We start from the raw sequence: 21057 nt of genomic DNA, 5'->3' as shown, positions 1-21057 counted from the left end.
CGCCTGATCGGGCCCGAGGCGCCGGCCCGGAGGCTGGACGGTTCCAACAGGTTCCATCGTCAACGGAATCACGAAGTACGCGGGGCTCACAGCGTTTTTACCCAAGTTGGCGGGGTTTCCATCCCCTGGGTGTCCTTGCGGTTCACCTGTTCAAGAAAATCCGCACGTAGTATCGAATGACGGGAACCTCCTCGGCGCTCTCGCGGCACCCTCCCCGCACCCTCCCCACGCCAACACCCTTGCCCCCGGAACGACTTCGGCACCTGGCGGGAGAGGTTTCCCCCGCCAGGTGCCTCCGGTTCGCGGATCGGCTGCCCCGTGTCAGCCGTTTCCGCCGTCGGGCCCCATGGGCCGTGCCTCATGGGCCTCGCCGGGCTCAGTTCCCCCCGCCGCAGCCGCCTCCGCCGCCGCAGCTGTGCCCGGAGTCCCCACCGCCGGACCAGCCCCCGCCGCCGCCGTCCCCGGAACCGTTCCGGCGCGGCGACCGGTCGTAACGGCCCTGACCGACCCGGCGCGCCACGATGAGGAACCACGCCAGCGCGAAGACCGCGGCGACCCCCAGGACTACCCCCATGACTTTCACCATTCCTTCCGAGCTTCTCCGTATCCGGCATGCCCCGCCCCACCACACGCGAAAGCCGACTTGAGCAAGTCCAGAGCTTCGGCCCAGGATGACCGCATGCCGACCATGGACGAAAGCACACCGGGCCCGGCGGCGGGTCCGACGCCCCGCCCCCTGCTCAACCGCGGACTCGCGGGCTTCGGGACCACGATCTTCGCCGAGATGTCGGCCCTGGCCGCCGAGACCGGCGCCATCAACCTGGGCCAGGGGTTCCCCGACACCGACGGGCCCGAGTCCGTCCGCGAGGCGGCGGTACGCGCCGTACGCGACGGCCGGGGCAACCAGTACCCGCCGGGACCCGGCGTCCCCGAACTCCGGCACGCGATCGCCGACCACCAACGCGACCGCTACGGCCTCTCCTTCGACCCCGACACCGAGGTCCTCGTCACCACGGGCGCCACCGAGGCCATCGCCGCCGCACTGCTCGCACTCGTCGAACCGGGGGACGAGGTCATCGCCCTGGAGCCGTACTACGACTCGTACGCCGCCTGTATCGCGCTGGCCGGCGGCCGGCGGGTCCCGGTCACCCTCCGGCCGCGCGACGGTACGTACCACCTCGATCTGGACGAACTGCGCGACGCCGTCACCGACCGCACCCGTGTCCTCCTCCTCAACACCCCCCACAACCCCACCGGTACGGTCCTGACCCGCGCCGAACTCGCCGCGATCGCCGAACTCGCCGTCGCCCGCGATCTGCTCGTCGTCACCGACGAGGTCTACGAACACCTCGTCTTCGAGGGCGAGCACCACCCCATCGCCGCGTTCCCCGGCATGCGCGAGCGGACCGTCACCATCTCCAGCTCCGGGAAGACGTTCTCCCTCACCGGCTGGAAGGTCGGCTGGATCACCGCGGCGGCCCCGCTGGTCACAGCCGTCCGCACGGTGAAACAGTTCCTGACCTACGTCTCCGGAGGCCCCTTCCAGTACGCGATCGCGGAGGCCCTGCGGCTGCCGGAGACGTACTACGACGACCTGCGCTCGTCCCTGCGCGCCCGCCGCGACCTGCTCACGGCCGGGCTCACCGACGCGGGCTTCGGGGTGCACCGCCCGGCGGGCACGTACTTCATCACCGCCGACATCCGCCCCCTCGGCGAGACGGACGGCTTCGCCTTCTGCCGCGAGCTGCCCCGCCGCCACGGCGTGGTCGCCATCCCCAACGCGGTCTTCTACGACGACCCGTCCCGCGGCGCCCCCTTCATCCGCTTCGCCTTCTGCAAGCGGAACGATGTCCTGGAAGAAGCGGTGACCCGGCTCAAGCGGTTGTCGGCCTGACGGGGGGGCAGGGACACCGGGAACCGCGCGACGAGCCGCCACCCGCCCGGCCCGCGGTCGGCGCTCCGCGCCGTCCCCGCCGCGAGACGCCGGGAGCCCCCGGCCGGGCAACGGCACGCCCCCCGGACGGGTGAGAACCCCCCGCCACCCGGGCGTGTCGCCGCCCGAACGCTCGCCACGCCCCCCGCCGCGCCGCATGTTGTCTCGGAGATCGGAGAGATGAACCGCGCCCGGAGGTGTCCCCCTGTCCGCCGAGACGACCTTCGACGAGACCGAGACCGAGACCCCGGCGCCCGCCACCCCCGACCCGCTGTCCTTCGCCCTGCGGCGCGCGGCGCCCGCCGTGGGTCTGTTCGCCGCGGCGCGGCTGACCGGGCTGCTGCTGATGAGCGGCTGGGCGTGGCACATCGGACGGCCCCCGAGGGCCATCCTGGGCCGGGCGTGGGACGCCGACTGGTACATGCTGATCGCCGAGCACGGCTACGGCCGGGTACTGACCTGGCCGGGCGCGGTCCAGAGCGATCTCGCCTTCTTCCCGCTCTACCCGGCGCTGGTCCGGGGGCTTTCGTCGCTCGTCCCCGGGGTGACGAGCGGCAGCCTGGGACTGCTGGTCTCCTGGTCGGCCGGGCTGGTGGCCGCCGTGGGGATCTACGCGGTGGGCGAGCGGCTGCACGGCCGCCGCGTGGCGACCCTGCTGGTGCTGCTGTGGGGGCTGATGCCGCACTCGGTGGTGCTGACGATGGCGTACACCGAGCCGCTGCTGACCGCCTTCGCCGCCTGGGCGCTGTACGCGCTGCTGACCCGCCGCTGGCTGTGGGCGGGCGCCCTGGCCGTCCTCGCCGGGCTCTCGCGGCCCAACGGGATCGCCGTGGCCGCCGCGGTGCTCTGCGTCGTCGCGTACGAGATCGCGCGCGGCGGCCGGAACCGTACAGCGCCCGGCACCGGCGGCCGGAACCGCACGTCACCCGGAACCGGCGGCCGGAACCGCACGTCACCCGGAACCGGCGGGCGGCCCGTGACGAACCCCCGGCGGGACCCGCGCCTGTGGGCCGCCGCCGCGCTCGCCCCCGCCGGCTGGTGCGGTTACGTCCTGTGGGTGGGGTTCCGTACCGGCGATCCGCTCGGCGGCTACTTCGCCGTACAACGCGGCTGGACGTCGACCTTCGACTTCGGCGCGGGCTCGGCGCGCGTCGTCCGGGACATCGTGCTGCGGCCCGCCGTTTTGCCGCTCACCATGGCGCTGCTGATCGTGCTCGCCGCCGTGTTGCTGTTCGTCCTGTTCGTGCTGGGCCGGCCGCCCGCCGCCCTGCTCGTGTACACCGCGGTGCTGGTTCTGATCACCGTCGGCGGGTCCGGCTTCTTCGAGTCCAAGCCGCGGTTCCTGCTGCCCGCGTTCCCGCTGCTGCTGCCGCTCGCGCTCGCACTGACGAAAGCCCGGCCGCGGGCGGCGATCGTCGTGATCGCCGGCCTGGCCGGGCTCTCGTTCGGTTACGGGACGTATCTGCTGACGCTGTCGCCGTTCGCGCTCTGAGGCGCGGGGCGGCAGAGCCGGCGGATCTTCACGCCTCGTCGGGCTTGCTCTCGTCGTCCGCGGGCTTGAAGCCCATCTCCGTGGCGAACCAGTTGTCGAACTCCATCGACGCCTGGACCCAGCTCACCGTCGACGAGACGAAGTGGTCGAGGTTGACGCCCATACCGATCAGCATCTGCGCCTCGCCGATGAGCCGGACGGACGCGCCGCCCTCCTCGTCCTCGTGGAGGTGGGTGTAGACCTTGGGCCACAGGGTGCGGCGGTTCCAGTCGTCGATCTTCTCCAGGATCAGGTTGCGGTTGTCGACGTCCAGCGGACGGTCGTAGAAGGTCCGGACGGAGAAGACCTGCTGGTCGCCCTCGCCGCGGAACATGAAGTACGTACGGAATTCCTCCCACGGCGCGGCGAGGTCGCCCTCGTCGTCGATGACGTACTTCAGCTCCATCTGGTCGAGAAGCTGCTTGACGAGGTCCTGGTCGGGAACGACGGGGCCCGCCGGTCCAGCGGCCTGCGGCTGGGGCTGGCCCCCGAAATTCGGAATCGAGGACGGATCGATGGTCACCCTGTTTTTCCCTTCGTACGGATGCCGCCATCCTCCCCCATGGCGGGGCGGGCACCGCAACCCCCCTCCGGGGCGGGTCCGGGCACCGTCACGGCCCGGCCGGCACCCCGGAGGGAGCGGGTCATCCGGACGGTGTCGCCCGGCCCACGATCAGACCGTCCTCGAAGCGGTCCACCCGTACGGTGTCGCCGTCGCCGACCTCGCCCGCGAGGATCTCCCGGGCCAGCCGGTCGCCGATCGCCGTCTGCACCAGCCGCCGCAGCGGGCGGGCGCCGTACGCGGGATCGTTCCCCTCGTCGGCGAGCCACTCCAGCGCCTCCGGGGTGACCTCCAGCGTCAGCCGCCGCTCCGCGAGCCGCTTCGCCAGCCGGCCGACCTGGAGCTCCGCGATGTGCTTCAGCTCGTCCCGGTCGAGCGCGGAGAAGACCACCAGATCGTCGAGCCGGTTGAGGAACTCGGGCTTGAAGGACGCCCGCACCACCTCCATGACCTGCTGCTTCTTCTGCTCCGCCGAGGTCAGCGGATCAACCAGGTACTGGCTGCCGAGGTTCGACGTCAGGATCAGGATGGTGTTGCGGAAGTCGACCGTACGGCCCTGTCCGTCGGTGAGCCGCCCGTCGTCGAGGACCTGGAGCAGTACGTCGAAGACCTCCGGGTGCGCCTTCTCCACCTCGTCGAGCAGGACGACGCTGTACGGGCGCCGCCGCACCGCCTCGGTGAGCTGGCCGCCCTCCTCGTAGCCGATATAGCCGGGGGGCGCGCCGACGAGCCGGGCGACGCTGTGCTTCTCCGCGTACTCGGACATGTCGATCCGGACCATGGCCCGCTCGTCGTCGAAGAGGAAGTCCGCCAGCGCCTTCGCCAGCTCGGTCTTGCCGACGCCCGTCGGGCCGAGGAAGAGGAAGGAGCCGGTGGGCCGGTCGGGGTCGGCGACCCCGGCCCGGGTCCGGCGCACGGCGTCGGAGACGGCCCGTACGGCCTCGGACTGGCCGATCAGCCGCCGCCCCAGCTCGTCCTCCATCCGCAGCAGCTTCCGCGTCTCGCCCTCCAGCAGCCGCCCGGCGGGGATCCCGGTCCAGGAGCCGACGACGTCCGCGATGTCGTCGGAGCCGACCTCCTCCTTGACCATGGTGTCGGTACGGGCCTCCGCCTCGGCCTCGGACGCCTCGGCCAGCTCCCGCTCCAGCGCCGGGATCTCCCCGTACAGCAGCTTGGACGCGGTGTCGAAGTCGCCGTCGCGCTGGGCCCGCTCGGCCCGGCCGCGGACCTCGTCGAGCCGGGTCTTCAGCTCGCCGACCCGGTTGAGGCCCTGCTTCTCCTTCTCCCAGCGGGCGGTGAGACCGCGCAGCTCCTCCTCCTTGTCGGCGAGGTCCCGGCGGAGCTTCTCCAGACGCTGGCGCGAACCCGCGTCGGACTCGTTCTTGAGGGCCATCTCCTCCATCAGCAGCCGGTCCACGGCGCGCTGGAGCTCGTCGATCTCGACCGGGGAGGAGTCGATCTCCATCCGGAGCCGGGACGCGGCCTCGTCGACCAGGTCGATGGCCTTGTCCGGCAGGAACCGGGAGGTGATGTAGCGGTCGGAGAGGGTGGCGGCGGCCACCAGCGCGGCATCCGCGATCTGGACCTTGTGGTGGGCCTCGTACCGGCCCTTGAGTCCGCGGAGGATCGCGATGGTGTCCTCGACGGTCGGCTCGGCGACCAGCACCTGCTGGAAGCGGCGCTCCAGCGCCGGGTCCTTCTCGATCCGCTCGCGGTACTCGTCGAGGGTCGTGGCGCCGACCATCCGCAGCTCACCGCGGGCCAGCATCGGCTTGAGCATATTGCCCGCGTCCATCGCGGAGTCGCCGCCCGCGCCCGCGCCGACGACGGTGTGCAGTTCGTCGATGAAGGTGATGATCTGGCCGTCGCTCTCCTTGATCTCGGAGAGGACGGTCTTCAGCCGCTCCTCGAACTCGCCCCGGTACTTGGCGCCGGCCACCATCGCGCCGAGGTCGAGGGAGATCAGCTTCTTGTTCTTCAGGGACTCGGGGACATCGCCCTTGACGATCCGCTGGGCGAGCCCCTCCACGACGGCGGTCTTGCCGACACCCGGCTCGCCGATGAGGACGGGATTGTTCTTGGTACGCCGCGACAGCACCTGCACGACCCGGCGGATCTCCTGGTCCCGGCCGATGACCGGGTCGAGCCTGCCCTCACGGGCGGCGGCGGTGAAGTCCGTACCGAACTTCTCCAGCGCCTTGTACTGCCCCTCGGGGTCCGCGGTGGTCACCCGGCGGCCGCCGCGCGCGGCGGAGAACGCGGCCAGCAGCTTCTTCGCGGTCGCGCCCTGCGCGGACAGCACCTCACCGGCCTGGCCGCCCTTCGCGGCGGTGCCGATCAGCAGATGCTCGGTGGAGAGGAACTCGTCACCCAGCTCCTTCGCCCGCTCGGCGGCGTCCGCGAGGACGGCGAGGAACTCCCGGTTGGGCTGCGGCGGGCCGACGGTGGACCCGGCGACGCTGGGCAGCCCGCCCAGGATCCGCTCGGCCCCGCCGCGGACGGCGGCCTGGTCGGCCTCGACGGCCACCAGCAGATCGATGATGTTCTCGTTGTCGGACCCCGCCAGAAGAGCCAACAGCAGATGCGCGGGGGTCAGATCGGGATGGCCGGCCGACACCGCCCGGCTGGTCGCGGCGTTGAGGGCTTCCCGGCTCTTGTTGGTCAGCTCGGCGTCCACGTGCGGCTACTCCTCCTCGCAGGTCGGGGTCGCGGGGGCGGTCCGTGCGACGGGTGTCCCACGGACCGGCGGGTCTCGGTCGCGAGGGCTCATCGGCCGTCTCCGGCCGCCCCTCGTTAACTCTGACTCAAACAACCTGCACAAAGTTGAGTCTATTCCACTCAAGAAGACGATTCAACGAAATCCGGGCCGCACGGAGCCACGTCTACCCTGGGAAGTATGGCGATCACCGATCTGCGCGAGCTGACCCCCGGCTACCTGGCGTTCTGGCGCGAGCACCAGCTGTGCACCCTGACGACCACCCGCCCGGACGGCTCCCCGCACGTCGTCCCGGTCGGGGTGACCTTCGACCCCGAGGCCGGTCTCGCCCGGATCATCACCAACAAGGGCAGCCGCAAGGTCGCCAACGTGCTCGCGGGGGCCGGTACGGAGCCGGGGGCGCGGGTCGCCGTCTGCCAGTTCGACCGGGGGCGCTGGGCGACGCTGGAGGGCCGGGCCCGGGTCAGCACCGAGCCGGACGTCGTGGCCGACGCGGTACGGCGGTACGCCGAGCGGTACGGGCGCACCCCGAAGCCCAACCCGGACCGGGTCGTGATCGAGATCGCGGTGGAACGCGCCCTGGGCCGCGCCTGACCCGCACCCGGCCCGCACCCGACCCGCGCCTGACCCGTACGAGGCCCATCGGCGCCCACCGACACCCGACCCCGGCGGAAAAGGCGCGGCGATATCCGGAACTCACCCGTCCGAATGCGGACGCACAGCGGCGCCATCGCGTTTCAGGTCCGCGATGGCGCCGCTGTGTGGGGGATAGTGCTTGAGCGATCTGGAACGACGGGGGAATCGCTCAGGCACTGCGGGGGGTGGCTCGGGTGGTGTCGGTATCGGGCTCGGCCAGCTGGTGGTCGCGCTGGTCGAGATTGACAAAGATCATTCCGTAGCGGATGGCGCAGCGGACCGGCTGCGGCGCACCCCTCGGCCGCCGGAGGCAGCGATAGGCGCGTACGTCCTCGTCCTCCTCGCGCGCCACGACGATGGGCTCGCCGAACAGGGTGACCATCAACGAATCGCCGCGGTGGGGAATGGCCGTGACGAGATCGATGAAGTGCCACCCAGAGCGGTAGGCCGTGGCCATCTCGCGCCGGAAGGACCGGTCGTCCGGTGGAACGGTCATGCGTCCGCACCTTCGGAAGCGGGTGCGGTGGTGAGTTCCCAGGAAGGCTCGCCCGCTGCCGCGAACGGTCCTACGACCTCCCACGAGGGCTCACCCTGGTCCGCCGCCGAGACGGCGACGGGGACGCGCTCCCAGGAGGGTTCGCCGACGGATGCAGCCGCACCCAGCGCGGCGCCCGCCAAGGCAAGAGCACATAGCGCACGTAGCGTCCTAGACATGGGTGATCTCCACCTCATTTGATCATTCCTCCTCCCCCGCGCATAAGACGATGTCTCACTCCGAACGCTTGCACCAGCGACGGCAGGCATCATGTTCCTGTAATGCAGGAACATGAGGGGGTACATATGACGTCTCATGGGGGCGAACTCGGACACCCTCACTCAGACGGCAAGTTGTGCGAGGCGGGAAAGAGTCTTTACATCACGGCCCTGAGAACCGGACGTCTGTCCCGGCTGGAGGCCGAATCCACACCCTGTCTCTACGACCTCGCGCTACTCGATCCGGACCCGTATGACGCGCAGTGGCTCCGCCCGGTTGCTCCCACCACGGCACTGGCACAACTGATTCACCCGATCGAGAGGGAGATCCAGGACCGCCGCCGGCGGACCGTCGCCCTCACCGACGCCCTCGAACCCTTTCTGTCGATCACGGCCCAGTCGTCGTCCGTACCGGACGGCATCACCGTCCTGGAGGGCCTCAACCGCATCAACGCCACGCTGGACCAGGTCACCGCCGACTGCACCGAGGAGCTTCTCACGGTCCAGCCGGGCAGCGGCCGCCAGCCGCACTCGCTGGAGAAGGCCCTGCGCCGCGTCCAGCCGCTGATCGAACGCGGCGTACGGATGCGGACGCTCTACCAGCACACGGCCCGTCACCACCCCGCCACGCTCTCCTATATGGAGAAGGTCGGCCCGTCCGGGGTGGAGGTCCGCACGCTGGAGGAGATCATCGACCGGCTGATCATCGTGGACCGCAAGGTCGCCTTCATCCCGGCCAGCAGCGACCGGCTGTTCGCCCTGGAGCTGCGGCACAAGGGGATCGTCGACTATCTGGTCGGCGTCTTCGAGCAGTTCTGGCTGCACGGCCTGCCGTGGGACGAGCCGATCTCGTACGGCCCCGATCTCAACGGCGTCACCGGCGTCCAGCGGTCGATCGCGAAGCTGCTGGTCGAGGGCCATGTGGACGAGGCGATCGCGCGCCGCCTCGGCATGAACGTCCGCACCTGCCGGGCCCATATCGCCAAGCTGGGGTCCTCCCTGGGCAGCGGCAGCCGTACCCAGCTGGGCTTTCTGATCGCCCAGTCGGGGATCCTCGCACACGAGACCCAGCCCACGACCCCGCCGACCCCGCCGCATCCGCCGTCCGCCGCCGACTGACGCACCAGCACCAGCGTCCGGACCCGCACCCGCACCGCGGTGACTCCCCGCTTCCGTACCGATCCGCACGGGAGCGGTGAGCCGCAAGAATCCGGTCACCGCGGTGTCCCGGGGGCGCGGACGGCCGCGTTCACCCGGCCCCGCGGCCCCCGGCGGACTGCGGCGGGAACCGGACGGAGCGTGCGCCCCTCCATGAGCGCCCGGGGCGTACGCCCTCGGGGACACCCCTCAGGGGGCGCCGATTCGCACCGGCAACCCTCAGCGCGAACGACCGAGCCCCCGCGGGCGCTCCGGGGAGCGGCCCGACGGGGGCTCGAAAGGCGCACGAGGCGCGACGGACGGCCGGGTTACTCGCCGGCCCGCTTGGGCCGCCACACCACCAACGCGCTCGCCTGCTGCACATCCTGATACGGCACCAGATCGCGCCGGTACGAGGCATGGACCTGCGACTCGCGCTGCCGCATCGCCGCCGCCGCGCCCTCGACCGCCGCCGACAGCTCGGCGACCCGGGACTGGAGCGCCGCGACCTGGTTCTCCAGCTCGATGATGCGCTTGATCCCGGCGAGGTTGATGCCCTCGTCCTGGGACAGCTGCTGCACCGTACGGAGCAGTTCGATGTCCCGGGCGGAGTAGCGCCGTCCCCGGCCGGCCGTACGGTCGGGGGAGACCAGGCCGAGCCGGTCGTACTGCCGGAGCGTCTGCGGGTGCAGCCCGGAGAGCTGGGCGGCCACCGAGATCACGTACACCGGTGACTCGTCGGTCAGTTCGTAGGGGTTGCGGCGCCTTCCGTCCATCGTCCTCATGCTCCCTTCGCGGCCTCGAACAGCTCGGCCCTCGGGTCCTCGTCCGCGGTGGCCTCGCGATAGGCCGCCAGCGCTTCCTTCGCCTTGCCGCTCAGATCCCTCGGAACCGTCACTTCCACGGTGACCAGCAGATCGCCGCGGGTGCCGTCCTTACGGACGCCGCCCTTGCCGCGGGCCCGCATCGTACGCCCGTTGGGCGTGCCCGGAGGCAGCTTCAGGGTGACCGGCGGACCGCCGAGCGTGGGCACCTTCACCTCGCCGCCCAGCACGGCCTCGGTGAAGGTCACGGGCACGGTGACCGTCAGGTTGTCGCCCCGGCGGCCGAACACGGGGTGCTCGCCGACATGGACGACGACATAGAGGTCACCGGCGGCTCCGCCGCGCTCGCCCGGGGCGCCCTTGCCGCGCAGCCTGATCCGCTGGCCGTCGGAGACGCCCGGCGGGATCCGTACCTGCATGGTGCGCGACGAGCGGGCGCGCCCGCTGCCCTTGCAGACGTCGCAGGGGTCCTGGGCGATCAGCCCGCGGCCCTTGCAGTCCACACAGGGGTCGGTGAGCGAGAAGGAGCCGCTGCCGCCGCGCGAGACCTGTCCGGTGCCGACACAGGTCGGGCAGACCCGGGGGTTGCCGTTCTTGTCGCCGGTGCCCGAACACGCCTTGCACGGCGCCGAGCTGGACATCCGCAACGGGACGGTGGCCCCGTCGACGGCCTCGGTGAAGCTGAGCGTCACCTCGGACTCGACGTCCTGGCCGCGGCGGGGCTGGACCCGGGTGCCGGTCCCCCCGGCACCCCGGTTGAACAGCCCGCCGAACACATCGCCGAGCCCGCCGCCGAAGCCGCCGGCGCCACCGCCCTGCCCTCCGGCCTGGGCGCCTCCGAAGAGGTCGCCCAGGTCGAAGTTGAAGGTGTTGCCGCCGGCGCCGCCGGGACCCGCCCGGAAGCCGCCGTTGCCGAAGAGGGCGCGTGCCTCGTCGTACTCCTTGCGCCGTTTGGCGTCGCCGAGTACGTCATTGGCCTCGGAGATCTCCTTGAAGCGCTCCTCCGCCTTGGTGTCGTTCTTGTTGGCGTCCGGGTGGTACTCGCGGGCGAGCTTCCGGTACGCCTTCTTGATCTCGGCCTCGGTGGCGTCCTTGGGGACGCCGAGGACCTTGTAGTAGTCCTTCTCGACGAAGTCCTTCGTGCTCATCGACGTCCCTCCTCCCGGGCGGTGTCGCGCACGCTCCGTACGCGTACGCCTCCGTGTGCGTCAGCCCTCTTCCGGGCCACCGCTCTCCTCGCCGTCGGCCTTGCGGCCACCGGCCTCGGCGCCCGGCTGGGGCTCGGACTCGTCGTCCGCGCCCTCCTTGGCGGCGGGTCCGGCACCCGGCTGGGGCTCGGCGACGGCCACCCGCGCGGGGCGGATGGTGCGCTCGCCGATGCGATACCCCGGCTGGAGCACCGCGACGCACGTGGTCTCGGTGACATCCGGCGCGTAGCTGTGCATCAGCGCCTCGTGGATCGTCGGGTCGAAGGGCTCGCCCTCCTTGCCGAACTGCTGGAGGCCCATCTTGGCGACCCCGGTCTCCAGGGACTCGGCGACGGACTTGAATCCGCCGACCAGCTCCCCGTGGTCCCGGGCGCGGCCGATGTCGTCGAGCACGGGCAGCAGCTCGGTCAGGAGGGTCGCCGTGGCGATCTCCTTGACCGTGACGCGGTCCCGCTCCACCCGGCGGCGGTAGTTCTGGTACTCGGCCTGGAGCCGCTGGAGGTCGGCGGTGCGCTCGGCGAGTGCCGAACGTGCCTGGTCCAGTTCGGCCGTCAGGCCCGCGGACTGTGCTGCGTCCCCTGCCGGGGCCGCCGTGCCCTCCTTCTCGGAGGGCGCGGCGGACTCGGCGGCGTCGTCAGAGGTGGCGCCGGAGGGGACGTCGGGCTTCTCGTCGAAACCCGGGGTCTCCTCCGTCACGCGGCACCACCCTTGGTGTCCTTCTCGTCGTCCACGATCTCGGCGTCGACGACGTCGTCGTCGGCCTTGGCCTGGCCGGCGTCGCCCTGCGGGGCACCGTCGCCCGCGGCGGCCTGCTGGGCCTGAGCGTCGGCGTACATCGCCTGGCCGAGCTTCTGCGAGACGGCGGCCAGCTTCTCCGTCGCCGTACGGATCTCGGCGCCGTCCTCGCCCTTGAGCTTCTCCTTCAGCTCGACGATCGCGGTCTCGACCTCGGTCTTGACCTCGCCGGGGACCTTGTCCTCGTTGTCCTTGAGGAACTTCTCGGTCTGGTACACGAGCTGCTCGCCCTGGTTGCGGCTCTCGGCGGACTCGCGGCGGCGGTGGTCCTCCTCCGCGTACTGCTCCGCCTCCTGGCGCATCCGGTCGACCTCGTCCTTCGGCAGCGACGAGCCGCCGGTGACGGTCATCTTCTGCTCCTTGCCCGTGCCCAGGTCCTTGGCGGTCACGTGCATGATGCCGTTGGCGTCGATGTCGAAGGAGACCTCGATCTGCGGGACGTTGCGCGGCGCCGGGGGCAGCCCCGTCAGCTCGAACATCCCGAGCTTCTTGTTGTACGCCGCGATCTCGCGCTCGCCCTGGTAGACCTGGATCTGCACCGACGGCTGGTTGTCCTCGGCCGTGGTGAAGATCTCGGAGCGACGGGTCGGGATCGTGGTGTTCCGCTCGATCAGCTTGGTCATGATGCCGCCCTTGGTCTCGATACCGAGGGACAGCGGGGTGACGTCGAGCAGGAGGACGTCCTTGACCTCGCCCTTGAGGACACCGGCCTGGAGGGACGCGCCGATGGCGACGACCTCGTCGGGGTTCACACCCTTGTTGGCCTCCTTGCCGCCGGTCAGCTCCTTGACGAGCTCGGCGACCGCGGGCATCCGGGTGGAGCCGCCGACCAGGACCACGTGGTCGATCTCGGAGAGGGCGATGCCCGCGTCCTTGATGACGTTGTGGAACGGGGTCTTGCAGCGGTCCAGCAGGTCGGAGGTGAGCTGCTGGAACTGGGCGCGGGTGAGCTTCTCGTCCAGGTGCAGCGGGCCCTCGGCGGAGGCCGTGATGTAGGGCAGGTTGATCGACGTCTCGGTGGACGACGACAGCTCGATCTTGGCCTTCTCGGCGGCCTCGCGGAGGCGCTGGAGGGCCATCTTGTCCTTGCCCAGGTCGACACCGTGGCCGTTCTGGAACTGCTTCACCAGGTAGTCGACGACGCGCTGGTCCCAGTCGTCGCCACCGAGGTGGTTGTCGCCGTTGGTGGCCTTCACCTCGACGACGCCGTCGCCGATCTCCAGCAGGGACACGTCGAAGGTGCCGCCGCCGAGGTCGAAGACGAGGATCGTCTGGTCGTCCTTGTCCAGGCCGTACGCGAGGGCCGCGGCCGTGGGCTCGTTGACGATGCGCAGGACGTTGAGGCCCGCGATCTCACCGGCCTCCTTGGTGGCCTGGCGCTCCGAGTCGTTGAAGTACGCCGGGACGGTGATGACCGCGTCGGCCACCTTCTCGCCCAGGTACGCCTCGGCGTCGCGCTTCAGCTTCTGCAGGATGAAAGCGCTCATCTGCTGCGGGTTGAAGTTCTTGCCGTCGATCTCGATCTTCCAGTCAGTGCCCATGTGGCGCTTGACCGATCGGATCGTCCGGTCGACGTTGGTGACCGCCTGGCGCTTGGCGACCTCGCCGACCAGCACCTCACCGTTCTTCGCAAAGGCGACGACGGACGGCGTGGTCCGGGCTCCCTCGGCGTTGGTGATGACGGTGGGCTCGCCGCCCTCCAGAACGCTGACGACGGAGTTAGTCGTGCCCAGGTCGATGCCGACCGCACGTGCCATGTCAATTCCTCCAGCTGACTACTTGAGTGGAACTGACTCAAGGATGCCCCACACCTCTGCCTCCGTCAACAGACCTGAGTCGAGCACACTCAACTTTTATCCCCCGCTTATCCGCACCCCGGGCTCCCGGCACCCCGTCAGGCGTGGCGCACCCGCCCCCGTACCCCCTTTCTGCCACAGTCATCCCTCACGAACTCCATGAACCCCCCAGATCCCCCCACAATCCCCGAACCATCCCAAACCACCCCCTCCCCCTGCCCCACCCCCACCGGCGGGAGAAGACGATGTCCCGTTCCAAGCGCGCCCTCGATCTCCTGGGCGGCACCCTTCTGCTGCTGCTTCTCGCCCCCGCCCTGCCGGTGCTCGTGATCGCCGTGGCCGTCTCCTCGCGCGGCCCCCTCCTGGTCGGGCGGGCGCGTACGGGCGCGTACGGACGACCGTTCCGGATGCTTACGTTCCGGGTCGCGCCCGGCACCCGGACGGGCCGCTTTCTGCACCGCCACTACCTGGACCAGCTGCCCCAGCTGATCCATGTCGTCCGGGGCGAGATGTCCCTGGTCGGCCCGCGCCCACTGCCCGTGGACCGGGTAACGGCCGGCGCGGAGCGGGCCCGTACCGCCGTACGCCCCGGAATCACCGGCCTCTGGCAGATCGGCGGCCGGTCCGGAATGCCCTGGGAGGAGATGGCCGTCCAGGACCTCTATTACGTACGGGAGCACTGGCTCGGCCTCGACTTGGCGATCATGGCCCGTACGCTCCCCGTCCTCCGGCGCGGCAGACCGGCCCACCCGGCCGCGGGCGTGAGCCCGGCGCGCGTACCGCACCCGCAGGGACTGAGGCAAGCCTGAGCGACACAGATCACCGGCCGCGCGGCTACAGTGCGGCGTCAGAAGTGGGTAGTGTCGGGCCGAAACCATTAAGTTACCGCTTAGTAGTACGGTCGTCCCGGACCGTCCCCCTCGCAGGCCCGAGGAGCCCGAAATGCAGCTCGCCGCGATCGTCGTGTCGCTGGTCCTGACCGTGGTCGCCGTCGCGCTCATCTCCCGAGCCGTCGCGCAGATCTACCGCTTCGTGAAACTGGGCCGGCCGGTCCCCGCGGGCAGCCGCGTGAACGACCCCAAGCAGCGCACGATCACCCTGGCCAAGGAGTTCCTGGGCCACACCAGGATGAACCGCTGGGGCATCGTCGGCTTCGCCCACTGGTTCGTCGCGATCGGCTTCCTGACCCTGCCGCCGACGCTGGTCCAGGCGTACGGCCAGCTCTTCGAGGCCGAGTGGATGCTCCCGGTCATCGGCGGCTGGCTGCCGTTCGAGATGTACACCGAGTTCATCGGTGTGATGACGGTCGTGGGCATCCTCGTCCTGATGGCGATCCGGCTGCTGAACCTGCCGTCGCGGGCGGGCCGCAAGTCGCGGTTCACCGGCTCCAAGGCATGGCAGGCGTACTTCGTCGAGTACGTCATCCTCACCATCGGTCTCGCGATCCTCGTCCTGCGCGGTCTGGAAGGCGCGATCCACCACGTGGACGGCTACGAGGCCGCATACTTCGTCTCGTACCCCCTGGTCGCCGCCTTCGACGGGCTGGACACCAACACCCTCCAGAACCTGATCTACCTCGCCGCCGCGGTGAAGATCGGCACATCGCTGATCTGGATGATCACGGTCTCCCTCAACACCAATATGGGTGTCGCCTGGCACCGCTTCCTGGGCTTCCCCAACATCTGGTTCAAGCGGAACGCGGACGGCGCGCCCGCCCTCGGCGCTCTGCTGCCGATGACCAGCGGCGGCAAGGAGATCGACTTCGAGGACCCGGGCGACGACGACGTCTACGGCGTCTCACAGGTCGAGCAGTTCTCCTGGAAGGGCATCCTCGACTTCTCCACCTGCACCGAGTGCGGCCGCTGCCAGTCCCAGTGCCCCGCCTGGAACACCGGGAAGCCCCTCTCCCCCAAGCTGCTGATCATGTCCCTGCGCGACCACGCGCACGCCAAGGCGCCTTACTTGCTCGCCGGTGGCGGCAAGAACATGGAGGGCGAGGAGCTGGCGTCCGCCGAGGCCCTCAAGGACGTCCCCGCCGCCGCGCTCGCCGAGGCCGAGCGCCCGCTGATCGGGACGCTGGAGGAGAACGGCGTCATCGACCCGGACGTGCTGTGGTCCTGCACCACCTGCGGCGCCTGTGTCGAGCAGTGCCCGGTCGACATCGAGCACATCGACCACATCGTCGACATGCGCCGCTACCAGGTGATGATCGAGTCCGCGTTCCCGTCCGAGGCGGGCACCATGCTCAAGAACCTGGAGAAGAAGGGGAACCCCTGGGGCCTGGCGAAGAAGGCGCGCGTCGAGTGGACCAAGGAGGTCGACTTCGAGATCCCGATCGTCGGCCGCGACCTGGAGGACCTCACCGAGGTCGACTACCTCTACTGGGTCGGCTGCGCGGGCGCGCTGGAGGACCGGGCGAAGAAGACCACCAAGGCCTTCGCCGAGCTGCTGCACATCGCGGGCGTCAAGTTCGCGATCATGGGCGGCGAGGAGAAGTGCACCGGCGACTCGCCCCGCCGGCTGGGCAACGAGCCGCTGTTCCAGCAGCTCGGCCAGGAGAACGTGGCCATGCTGAACATGGCCTTCGGCGAGGATGACGAGGACGAGGCGACCAAGAAGCCCAAGTGGTCGAAGAAGATCGTCTCGACCTGCCCGCACTGCTTCAACACCATCGCCAACGAGTACCCGCAGCTCGGCGGCGAGTACGAGGTCATCCACCACACCCAGCTGCTCCAGCATCTGATCGACGAGGGCAAGCTGATCCCGGTGACCCCGGTCGAGGGCCTGATCACGTACCACGACCCCTGCTACCTGGGCCGCCACAACAAGGTCTACACCCCGCCGCGCGAGATCATGTCGGCCGTCCCCGGCCTGCGCCAGCAGGAGATGCACCGCCACAAGGAACGCGGCTTCTGCTGCGGGGCGGGCGGCGCGCGGATGTGGATGGAGGAGCGGATCGGCAAGCGGATCAACGAGGAGCGCGTCGACGAGGCGCTCTCCCTCGACCCGGACATCGTCTCCACCGCGTGCCCGTTCTGCCTGGTGATGCTGACGGACTCGGTCAACGGCAAGAAGAACGACGGCAAGGCCAAGGAGTCCCTCAAGGTCGTCGACGTGGCCCAGCTGCTGCTCGACTCGGTGAAGACCCCGCCGTCGGACCCGGAGCCCCTGGAAGAGCCCGAGGGCGCCCCGGAGCCGGAGCCGGTCAAGTAACACGCGGAGGGGGCCCGGCCGGGCCCCCTCCGGATCCACCTCGCATCCCCCTAGGGGATGTCACAGGTCAGCCGCAAAGCCCCCCGCTCCTCCCTGCGGTGGAGTCGTGATCTGCCGAAACGGGGTACTTTCGAGAGCGTGGCTGGATTCAGGATCGGACGCGGCCGGGACAACCGCACGCAGCAGCGCCCCCGACGCGGGGCGCCGCAGGGGCCTCCCCAGGGCGCGCCCCCGCAGTACGGACAGCAGCAGCCCTGGCCCCAGCCGGGCGGCTACCAGGGGGGACAGCAGCCCGCTTACGGCGAGCCGGAGTACTACGGCGGGCCGCAGCACCAGGCGCCCGCCCCGCAGTACGACCCCTCGTACGCCCCACCCCACAACGCGCCGCACAACGCGCCCCCCAACCCGCACCACGACCCGTACGCGGCCGACAACCCGGGCCATACCCGGGCATTCACGGTCGACGACCCGTACGGCCAGGGCGCGACGTACCAGGCGGGCAGCGCACCCGCGCCGACGGGCCCGCGACTGCACTGGAAGCAGCTGCTCAGCGGCATCGTCACCCGACCGGCGCAGACCTTCCTCCAGATGCGGGACTACCCGGTCTGGGGCCCGGCGCTGGTGGTGACGCTCCTCTACGGCGCGCTGGCGATCTTCGGCCTCGACGAGCCGCGCCAGGAGGTCATCAACGCCACCCTGTCGTCGGCGGTGCCCGCGGTCCTGATGACGGCGGTCGCCTTCGTCATCGGCGGAATGATCCTGGGCGCGGTGACCCACACCCTGGCCCGCCAGTTCGGCGGCACCGGCGCCTGGCAGCCCACCGTCGGCCTCTCCATGCTGATCATGTCGCTGACGGACGCGCCACGGCTGTTCTTCGCCCTCTTCCTGGGCGGCCAGAACTCCTTCGTCCAGCTCCTGGGCTGGGCGACCTGGCTGGCGGCGGGCGCGCTGTTCACCTCGATGGTGAGCAAGTCGCACGACCTGCCCTGGCCGAAGGCCCTGGGCGCGTCGGCGATCCAGCTCCTCGCACTGCTGTCACTGATCAAGCTCGGCACGATCTGAGGCGGGGCCGGTCCCCCGGTCCCGCCCCCGCGAGGGTCAGGAGTCGAGAACCTGCCCCTGGCGGCGTACGACGGGCTTCTCCACCGACCACGGGAAGTTGATCCACTCATCGGTGCGCTTCCACACGTACTCGCACTTCACCAGCGAGTGGGACTTCTCGTAGACGACGGCCGAGCGGACCTCGGCCACATGGTCGAGACAGAAGTCGTGCACCAGCTTCAGCGTCTTGCCGGTATCGGCGACGTCATCCGCGATGAGGACCTTCTTGTCCGAGAAGTCGATCACGTTCGGCACCGGCGCCAGCATGACCGGCATCTCCATGGTCGTACCGACCCCGGTATAGAACTCCACATTCACCAGGTGGATGTTCTTGCAGTCCAGCGCGTAGGCCAGCCCACCGGCGACGAAGACCCCACCGCGGGCGATGGACAGCACGATGTCCGGCTCGAAGCCGTCGTCGGCGATGCTCTGCGCCAGTTCGCGGACCGCGGTCCCGAAGGTCTCGTAGGTCAGGTTCTCGCGTACAGCGCTCATCGTCACACCTGCGTCCGGTGGAAGTTCTGGAAGGACCGCGAGGCCGTCGGCCCCCGCTGCCCCTGGTAGCGCGACCCGTACCGCTCACTCCCGTACGGGAACTCCGCCGGCGAGCTCAGCCGGAACATACACAGCTGCCCGATCTTCATCCCGGGCCACAGCTTGATCGGCAGCGTCGCCAGATTCGACAGCTCCAGCGTGACATGCCCCGAGAACCCCGGGTCGATGAACCCGGCGGTCGAATGCGTCACCAGCCCGAGCCGCCCGAGGGAGCTCTTCCCCTCCAGCCGGGACGCCAGATCGTCCGGCAGACCGATGACCTCGTACGTCGACGCCAGCACGAACTCACCCGGATGCAGGATGAACGCCTCGTCCCCCTCCGGCTCCACCGTCCGCGTCAGATCGGCCTGCTCCACGGCGGGATCGATATGCGGATACCGGTGGTTCTCGAACACCCGGAAGTAGCGGTCGAGCCGCACGTCGATACTCGACGGCTGCACCATGGATTCATCGAACGGGTCGATGCGTACCCGTCCGGCGTCGATCTCGGCCCGGATGTCCTTGTCTGAGAGAAGCACCCCCCGAGGATACGCAGAGCGCACGGACCCCAACGAACCGGACGCCCGTGCGCTCCCCTTTCACTTCCCTACAGCCACCGGCACGACACTCCGCAACCGCGCACACCTCGGACACCGAACGAGCCTGGCCGGCCCGATCCTCCCGGCCCCCAGCTGCTGCATCGGAAACGAGGCGGTCGCGAACACGTGCCCTTCGGCACAACGGACGACGGTGCGCTCCATCAAGTCCATCGGGTCCCTTCCCCAACAAATGCGGACGAACCCCCACATTAGGCCATCCCCCCGCCCCCCTCGCACCCGCCACTCCCCCCTCCACGCTATGCCCCAACTCCCGCCCCCCGCACCCGCGGTACCGTCCGCCACAACACAAAGACCCCGCGGCTTCCTTCGCCGGGGGTCTTCGATGAGGTAGAGTAAGCGCACTGCGGTTCCCGATCTTCGGCTCCGCGTGCGGGTGTAGTTTAATGGTAGAACATGAGCTTCCCAAGCTCAGAGCGCGAGTTCGATTCTCGTCACCCGCTCCACGAAGAAGGCCCAGGTCAGAGACCGGGGCCTTTCTTGTTGTCCAGACCAATTCCGGGCAGTGTGCCCGTTGCGTACCCAGTGGCGAAAATGATCGCGCCACAGGACTCCGCACTGCCCTGTCTCGTCGAGCCGGGGAAAGCGACCCGCTCGTCTATGGGTTTCCTGGCGACCTTGCCCGGCGGGGGCCTACGGTGCTTGTGGGGTCGAGAGCCGGAGGGGGTTCCGTGATGGATACGGGGTTGGCGGAGCGGATCGCCGAGCGGCGGGCGGGGGTGGGGGATCCGCGGGCATTGGTGGGGGAGTTGCGGCGGACTCTCGTGCTGGTGCCTGTGGCTGGCGGCGGGCTGTGGACGGCGGGGTGCGGTGGGTGTGCGCTTTCACGGACGAGGGGGCTTTGGCGCGGTTCGCGGCGGCGCGTGGGGAGGCGGGGCGGTCGTGGGAGTTCGCCAAGGTGCGCGGGGCTCGGCTGCTGGATGAGGTGGTTCCGGCGCTGGGGGTGCCGGCCGGTGTCGCGGTGAATGTCGCGGACGGAGAGGGGGCGATGTTGTTTCCGCCGGTCGCGGCCATCGTGCCGGACGTGGTCGCCGTGGACGCGGATGGCCGGGGCTGATGGGCGGCGGGGCGGAGGATCTCGGTGTCTCGCCGGAGAGTGTCCAGCGGATCACATCGGGGCTGCGAGCCGCGATCGCCGAGCTGAGCGAGTTCGGCACCAACACCGGCTCGCTGATGGGCAAGGGGCTCTCGGATCTGTCGATGACAGGGATGGAAGCCGGACACCACGGACTGTCGACGGACTTCGAGGACTTCTGCGAGCGCTGGGAGTGGGGCGTACGAGCGCTGGTCCAGGACGCGAACACGATCGCGGCGAAGCTGGGGCTGGCGGCGGGGCTGGTGTGGGAGGAGGAACGGTATGTCGAGGGCATGCTGAAGGTCGCGGTGAACGCGGCCGTGGGCAATCCGCACGCCTCCGGGGACGAGATCGTCAAGCAGGTGTGGGGTGAGGTCCTCAAGCCCGACTATCTGGACCCGGACTACAGCCAGGAGTCGTTCGACCGGGCGGGGGAAGAAGCCGGCCAGACCTGGAAGGACACGAGCCGGGCGGTGCTGACCGAGGGAATGGGCGGGCAGCGGGTGAGTGCGATCAGCGGTCTCGTCGGCGTGGACCAGAAGCAGGTCGACCGGGCCGTGGACGACGCCTTCGGACCCTCACCCGAGGAACGGACCGCACAGCAGCAGGGCAACGGGGGGAACTGA

At 70.0% G+C, this 21057-nt stretch carries 18 protein-coding genes, 1 tRNA gene and 1 pseudogene; 10 read left to right on the top strand and 10 right to left on the bottom strand.

Annotation, left to right across the window (positions count from 1 at the left end):
- Nucleotides 1-376: 376 nt before the first annotated feature.
- Nucleotides 377-574: a hypothetical protein gene (locus tag ACFXG1_RS00445; protein WP_384709836.1), complete on the bottom strand. Its 198-nt coding sequence runs from the start codon at nucleotides 572-574 to the stop codon at nucleotides 377-379.
- Nucleotides 575-679: 105 nt separating this feature from the next.
- Between ACFXG1_RS00445 and ACFXG1_RS00440 the strand changes: the two genes are divergently transcribed.
- Both ACFXG1_RS00440 and ACFXG1_RS00435 read left to right on the top strand, forming a co-directional pair.
- Entirely contained in the window at nucleotides 680-1894 is a 1215-nt protein-coding gene (locus tag ACFXG1_RS00440; protein ID WP_384709833.1) for a pyridoxal phosphate-dependent aminotransferase, read from the top strand.
- A gap of 343 nt (nucleotides 1895-2237) precedes the next feature.
- Nucleotides 2238-3425 carry a glycosyltransferase family 39 protein gene (locus tag ACFXG1_RS00435; RefSeq protein WP_384739945.1) on the top strand — a complete coding sequence of 396 codons (1188 nt, stop codon included), beginning with the start codon at nucleotides 2238-2240 and terminating at the stop codon, nucleotides 3423-3425.
- Between the two features lie 28 nt (nucleotides 3426-3453).
- Here ACFXG1_RS00435 and ACFXG1_RS00430 read toward each other — a convergent pair whose 3' ends face one another.
- The gene (locus ACFXG1_RS00430; RefSeq protein WP_384709828.1) at nucleotides 3454-3987 is read right to left on the bottom strand and encodes a YbjN domain-containing protein; all 534 of its coding nucleotides are present in this window, start codon (nucleotides 3985-3987) and stop codon (nucleotides 3454-3456) included.
- Nucleotides 3988-4108: 121 nt separating this feature from the next.
- Entirely contained in the window at nucleotides 4109-6703 is a 2595-nt protein-coding gene (clpB, locus tag ACFXG1_RS00425) for an ATP-dependent chaperone ClpB (RefSeq protein WP_384709825.1), read from the bottom strand.
- 219 nt (nucleotides 6704-6922) lie between these two features.
- Between clpB and ACFXG1_RS00420 the strand changes: the two genes are divergently transcribed.
- Nucleotides 6923-7336 carry a pyridoxamine 5'-phosphate oxidase family protein gene (locus tag ACFXG1_RS00420; RefSeq protein ID WP_384709822.1) on the top strand — a complete coding sequence of 138 codons (414 nt, stop codon included), beginning with the start codon at nucleotides 6923-6925 and terminating at the stop codon, nucleotides 7334-7336.
- A gap of 211 nt (nucleotides 7337-7547) precedes the next feature.
- Here the strand turns inward: ACFXG1_RS00420 and ACFXG1_RS00415 are convergent, their stop codons facing one another.
- Nucleotides 7548-7874, bottom strand: a complete 327-nt coding sequence (locus tag ACFXG1_RS00415) for a (2Fe-2S)-binding protein (protein ID WP_384721072.1) — start codon at nucleotides 7872-7874, stop codon at nucleotides 7548-7550.
- Between the two features lie 344 nt (nucleotides 7875-8218).
- Between ACFXG1_RS00415 and ACFXG1_RS00410 the strand changes: the two genes are divergently transcribed.
- A complete protein-coding gene (locus tag ACFXG1_RS00410; protein ID WP_384721070.1) occupies nucleotides 8219-9250 on the top strand; it encodes a helix-turn-helix transcriptional regulator in 1032 nt (343 codons plus the stop codon).
- Nucleotides 9251-9597: 347 nt separating this feature from the next.
- On the opposite strand, the gene ACFXG1_RS00405 is transcribed toward ACFXG1_RS00410, so the two are convergent.
- From ACFXG1_RS00405 to dnaK, 4 genes are read right to left on the bottom strand one after another with little or no spacing between them, the layout of a single operon-like run.
- Complete coding sequence (locus ACFXG1_RS00405; RefSeq protein WP_384721067.1) at nucleotides 9598-10044, bottom strand: heat shock protein transcriptional repressor HspR; 447 nt, start codon at nucleotides 10042-10044, stop codon at nucleotides 9598-9600.
- Nucleotides 10045-10049: 5 nt separating this feature from the next.
- Nucleotides 10050-11240, bottom strand: a complete 1191-nt coding sequence (dnaJ, locus tag ACFXG1_RS00400; protein WP_384739939.1) for a molecular chaperone DnaJ — start codon at nucleotides 11238-11240, stop codon at nucleotides 10050-10052.
- A 60-nt stretch (nucleotides 11241-11300) separates the two neighbouring features.
- Complete coding sequence (gene grpE / locus ACFXG1_RS00395; protein WP_384739936.1) at nucleotides 11301-11996, bottom strand: nucleotide exchange factor GrpE; 696 nt, start codon at nucleotides 11994-11996, stop codon at nucleotides 11301-11303.
- On the bottom strand, nucleotides 11993-13852 hold the full coding sequence (dnaK, locus tag ACFXG1_RS00390; protein ID WP_384739933.1) for a molecular chaperone DnaK: 1860 nt from the start codon (nucleotides 13850-13852) through the stop codon (nucleotides 11993-11995). The genes grpE and dnaK overlap by 4 nt, the downstream gene beginning before the upstream one ends.
- 284 nt (nucleotides 13853-14136) lie before the next feature.
- On the opposite strand from dnaK, the gene ACFXG1_RS00385 reads away from it, so the two are divergent.
- The 3 genes from ACFXG1_RS00385 (at nucleotide 14137) to ACFXG1_RS00375 (ending at nucleotide 18166) form a co-directional block, all read left to right on the top strand.
- Nucleotides 14137-14700 (top strand): sugar transferase, encoded by a 564-nt coding sequence (locus ACFXG1_RS00385; RefSeq protein WP_384708468.1) that lies wholly within the window; start codon nucleotides 14137-14139, stop codon nucleotides 14698-14700.
- Nucleotides 14701-14833: 133 nt separating this feature from the next.
- Nucleotides 14834-17104 (top strand): heterodisulfide reductase-related iron-sulfur binding cluster, encoded by a 2271-nt coding sequence (locus ACFXG1_RS00380; protein WP_384708465.1) that lies wholly within the window; start codon nucleotides 14834-14836, stop codon nucleotides 17102-17104.
- Nucleotides 17105-17242: 138 nt separating this feature from the next.
- Nucleotides 17243-18166, top strand: coding sequence for a Yip1 family protein (locus ACFXG1_RS00375; protein ID WP_384708462.1), 924 nt, complete (start codon nucleotides 17243-17245; stop codon nucleotides 18164-18166).
- 36 nt (nucleotides 18167-18202) lie between these two features.
- Here ACFXG1_RS00375 and ACFXG1_RS00370 read toward each other — a convergent pair whose 3' ends face one another.
- Both ACFXG1_RS00370 and dcd read right to left on the bottom strand, forming a co-directional pair.
- Nucleotides 18203-18700 (bottom strand): phosphoribosyltransferase, encoded by a 498-nt coding sequence (locus ACFXG1_RS00370; RefSeq protein WP_384708459.1) that lies wholly within the window; start codon nucleotides 18698-18700, stop codon nucleotides 18203-18205.
- 2 nt (nucleotides 18701-18702) lie between these two features.
- Nucleotides 18703-19278 (bottom strand): dCTP deaminase, encoded by a 576-nt coding sequence (gene dcd, locus ACFXG1_RS00365; RefSeq protein WP_384708456.1) that lies wholly within the window; start codon nucleotides 19276-19278, stop codon nucleotides 18703-18705.
- 450 nt (nucleotides 19279-19728) lie between these two features.
- Here dcd and ACFXG1_RS00360 point away from each other — a divergent pair.
- The 3 genes and pseudogenes from ACFXG1_RS00360 to ACFXG1_RS00350 all read left to right on the top strand — a co-directional run bounded on the left by ACFXG1_RS00360 (nucleotide 19729) and on the right by ACFXG1_RS00350 (nucleotide 21057).
- Nucleotides 19729-19802, top strand: a tRNA-Gly gene (locus ACFXG1_RS00360).
- A 228-nt stretch (nucleotides 19803-20030) separates the two neighbouring features.
- Nucleotides 20031-20413 (top strand): annotated as a pseudogene (locus tag ACFXG1_RS00355) (hypothetical protein).
- A complete protein-coding gene (locus tag ACFXG1_RS00350) occupies nucleotides 20413-21057 on the top strand; it encodes a hypothetical protein (RefSeq protein WP_384708453.1) in 645 nt (214 codons plus the stop codon). Before ACFXG1_RS00355 ends, ACFXG1_RS00350 begins: the two are co-directional and overlap by 1 nt.

Origin of the sequence: Streptomyces sp. NPDC059248 (assembly GCF_042753905.1) — a bacterium.
Classification (GTDB): Bacteria; Actinomycetota; Actinomycetes; order Streptomycetales; family Streptomycetaceae; genus Streptomyces.
Note: the sequence above shows the minus strand (reverse complement) of the source record. Positions and strands in the feature narration are given on the sequence as shown.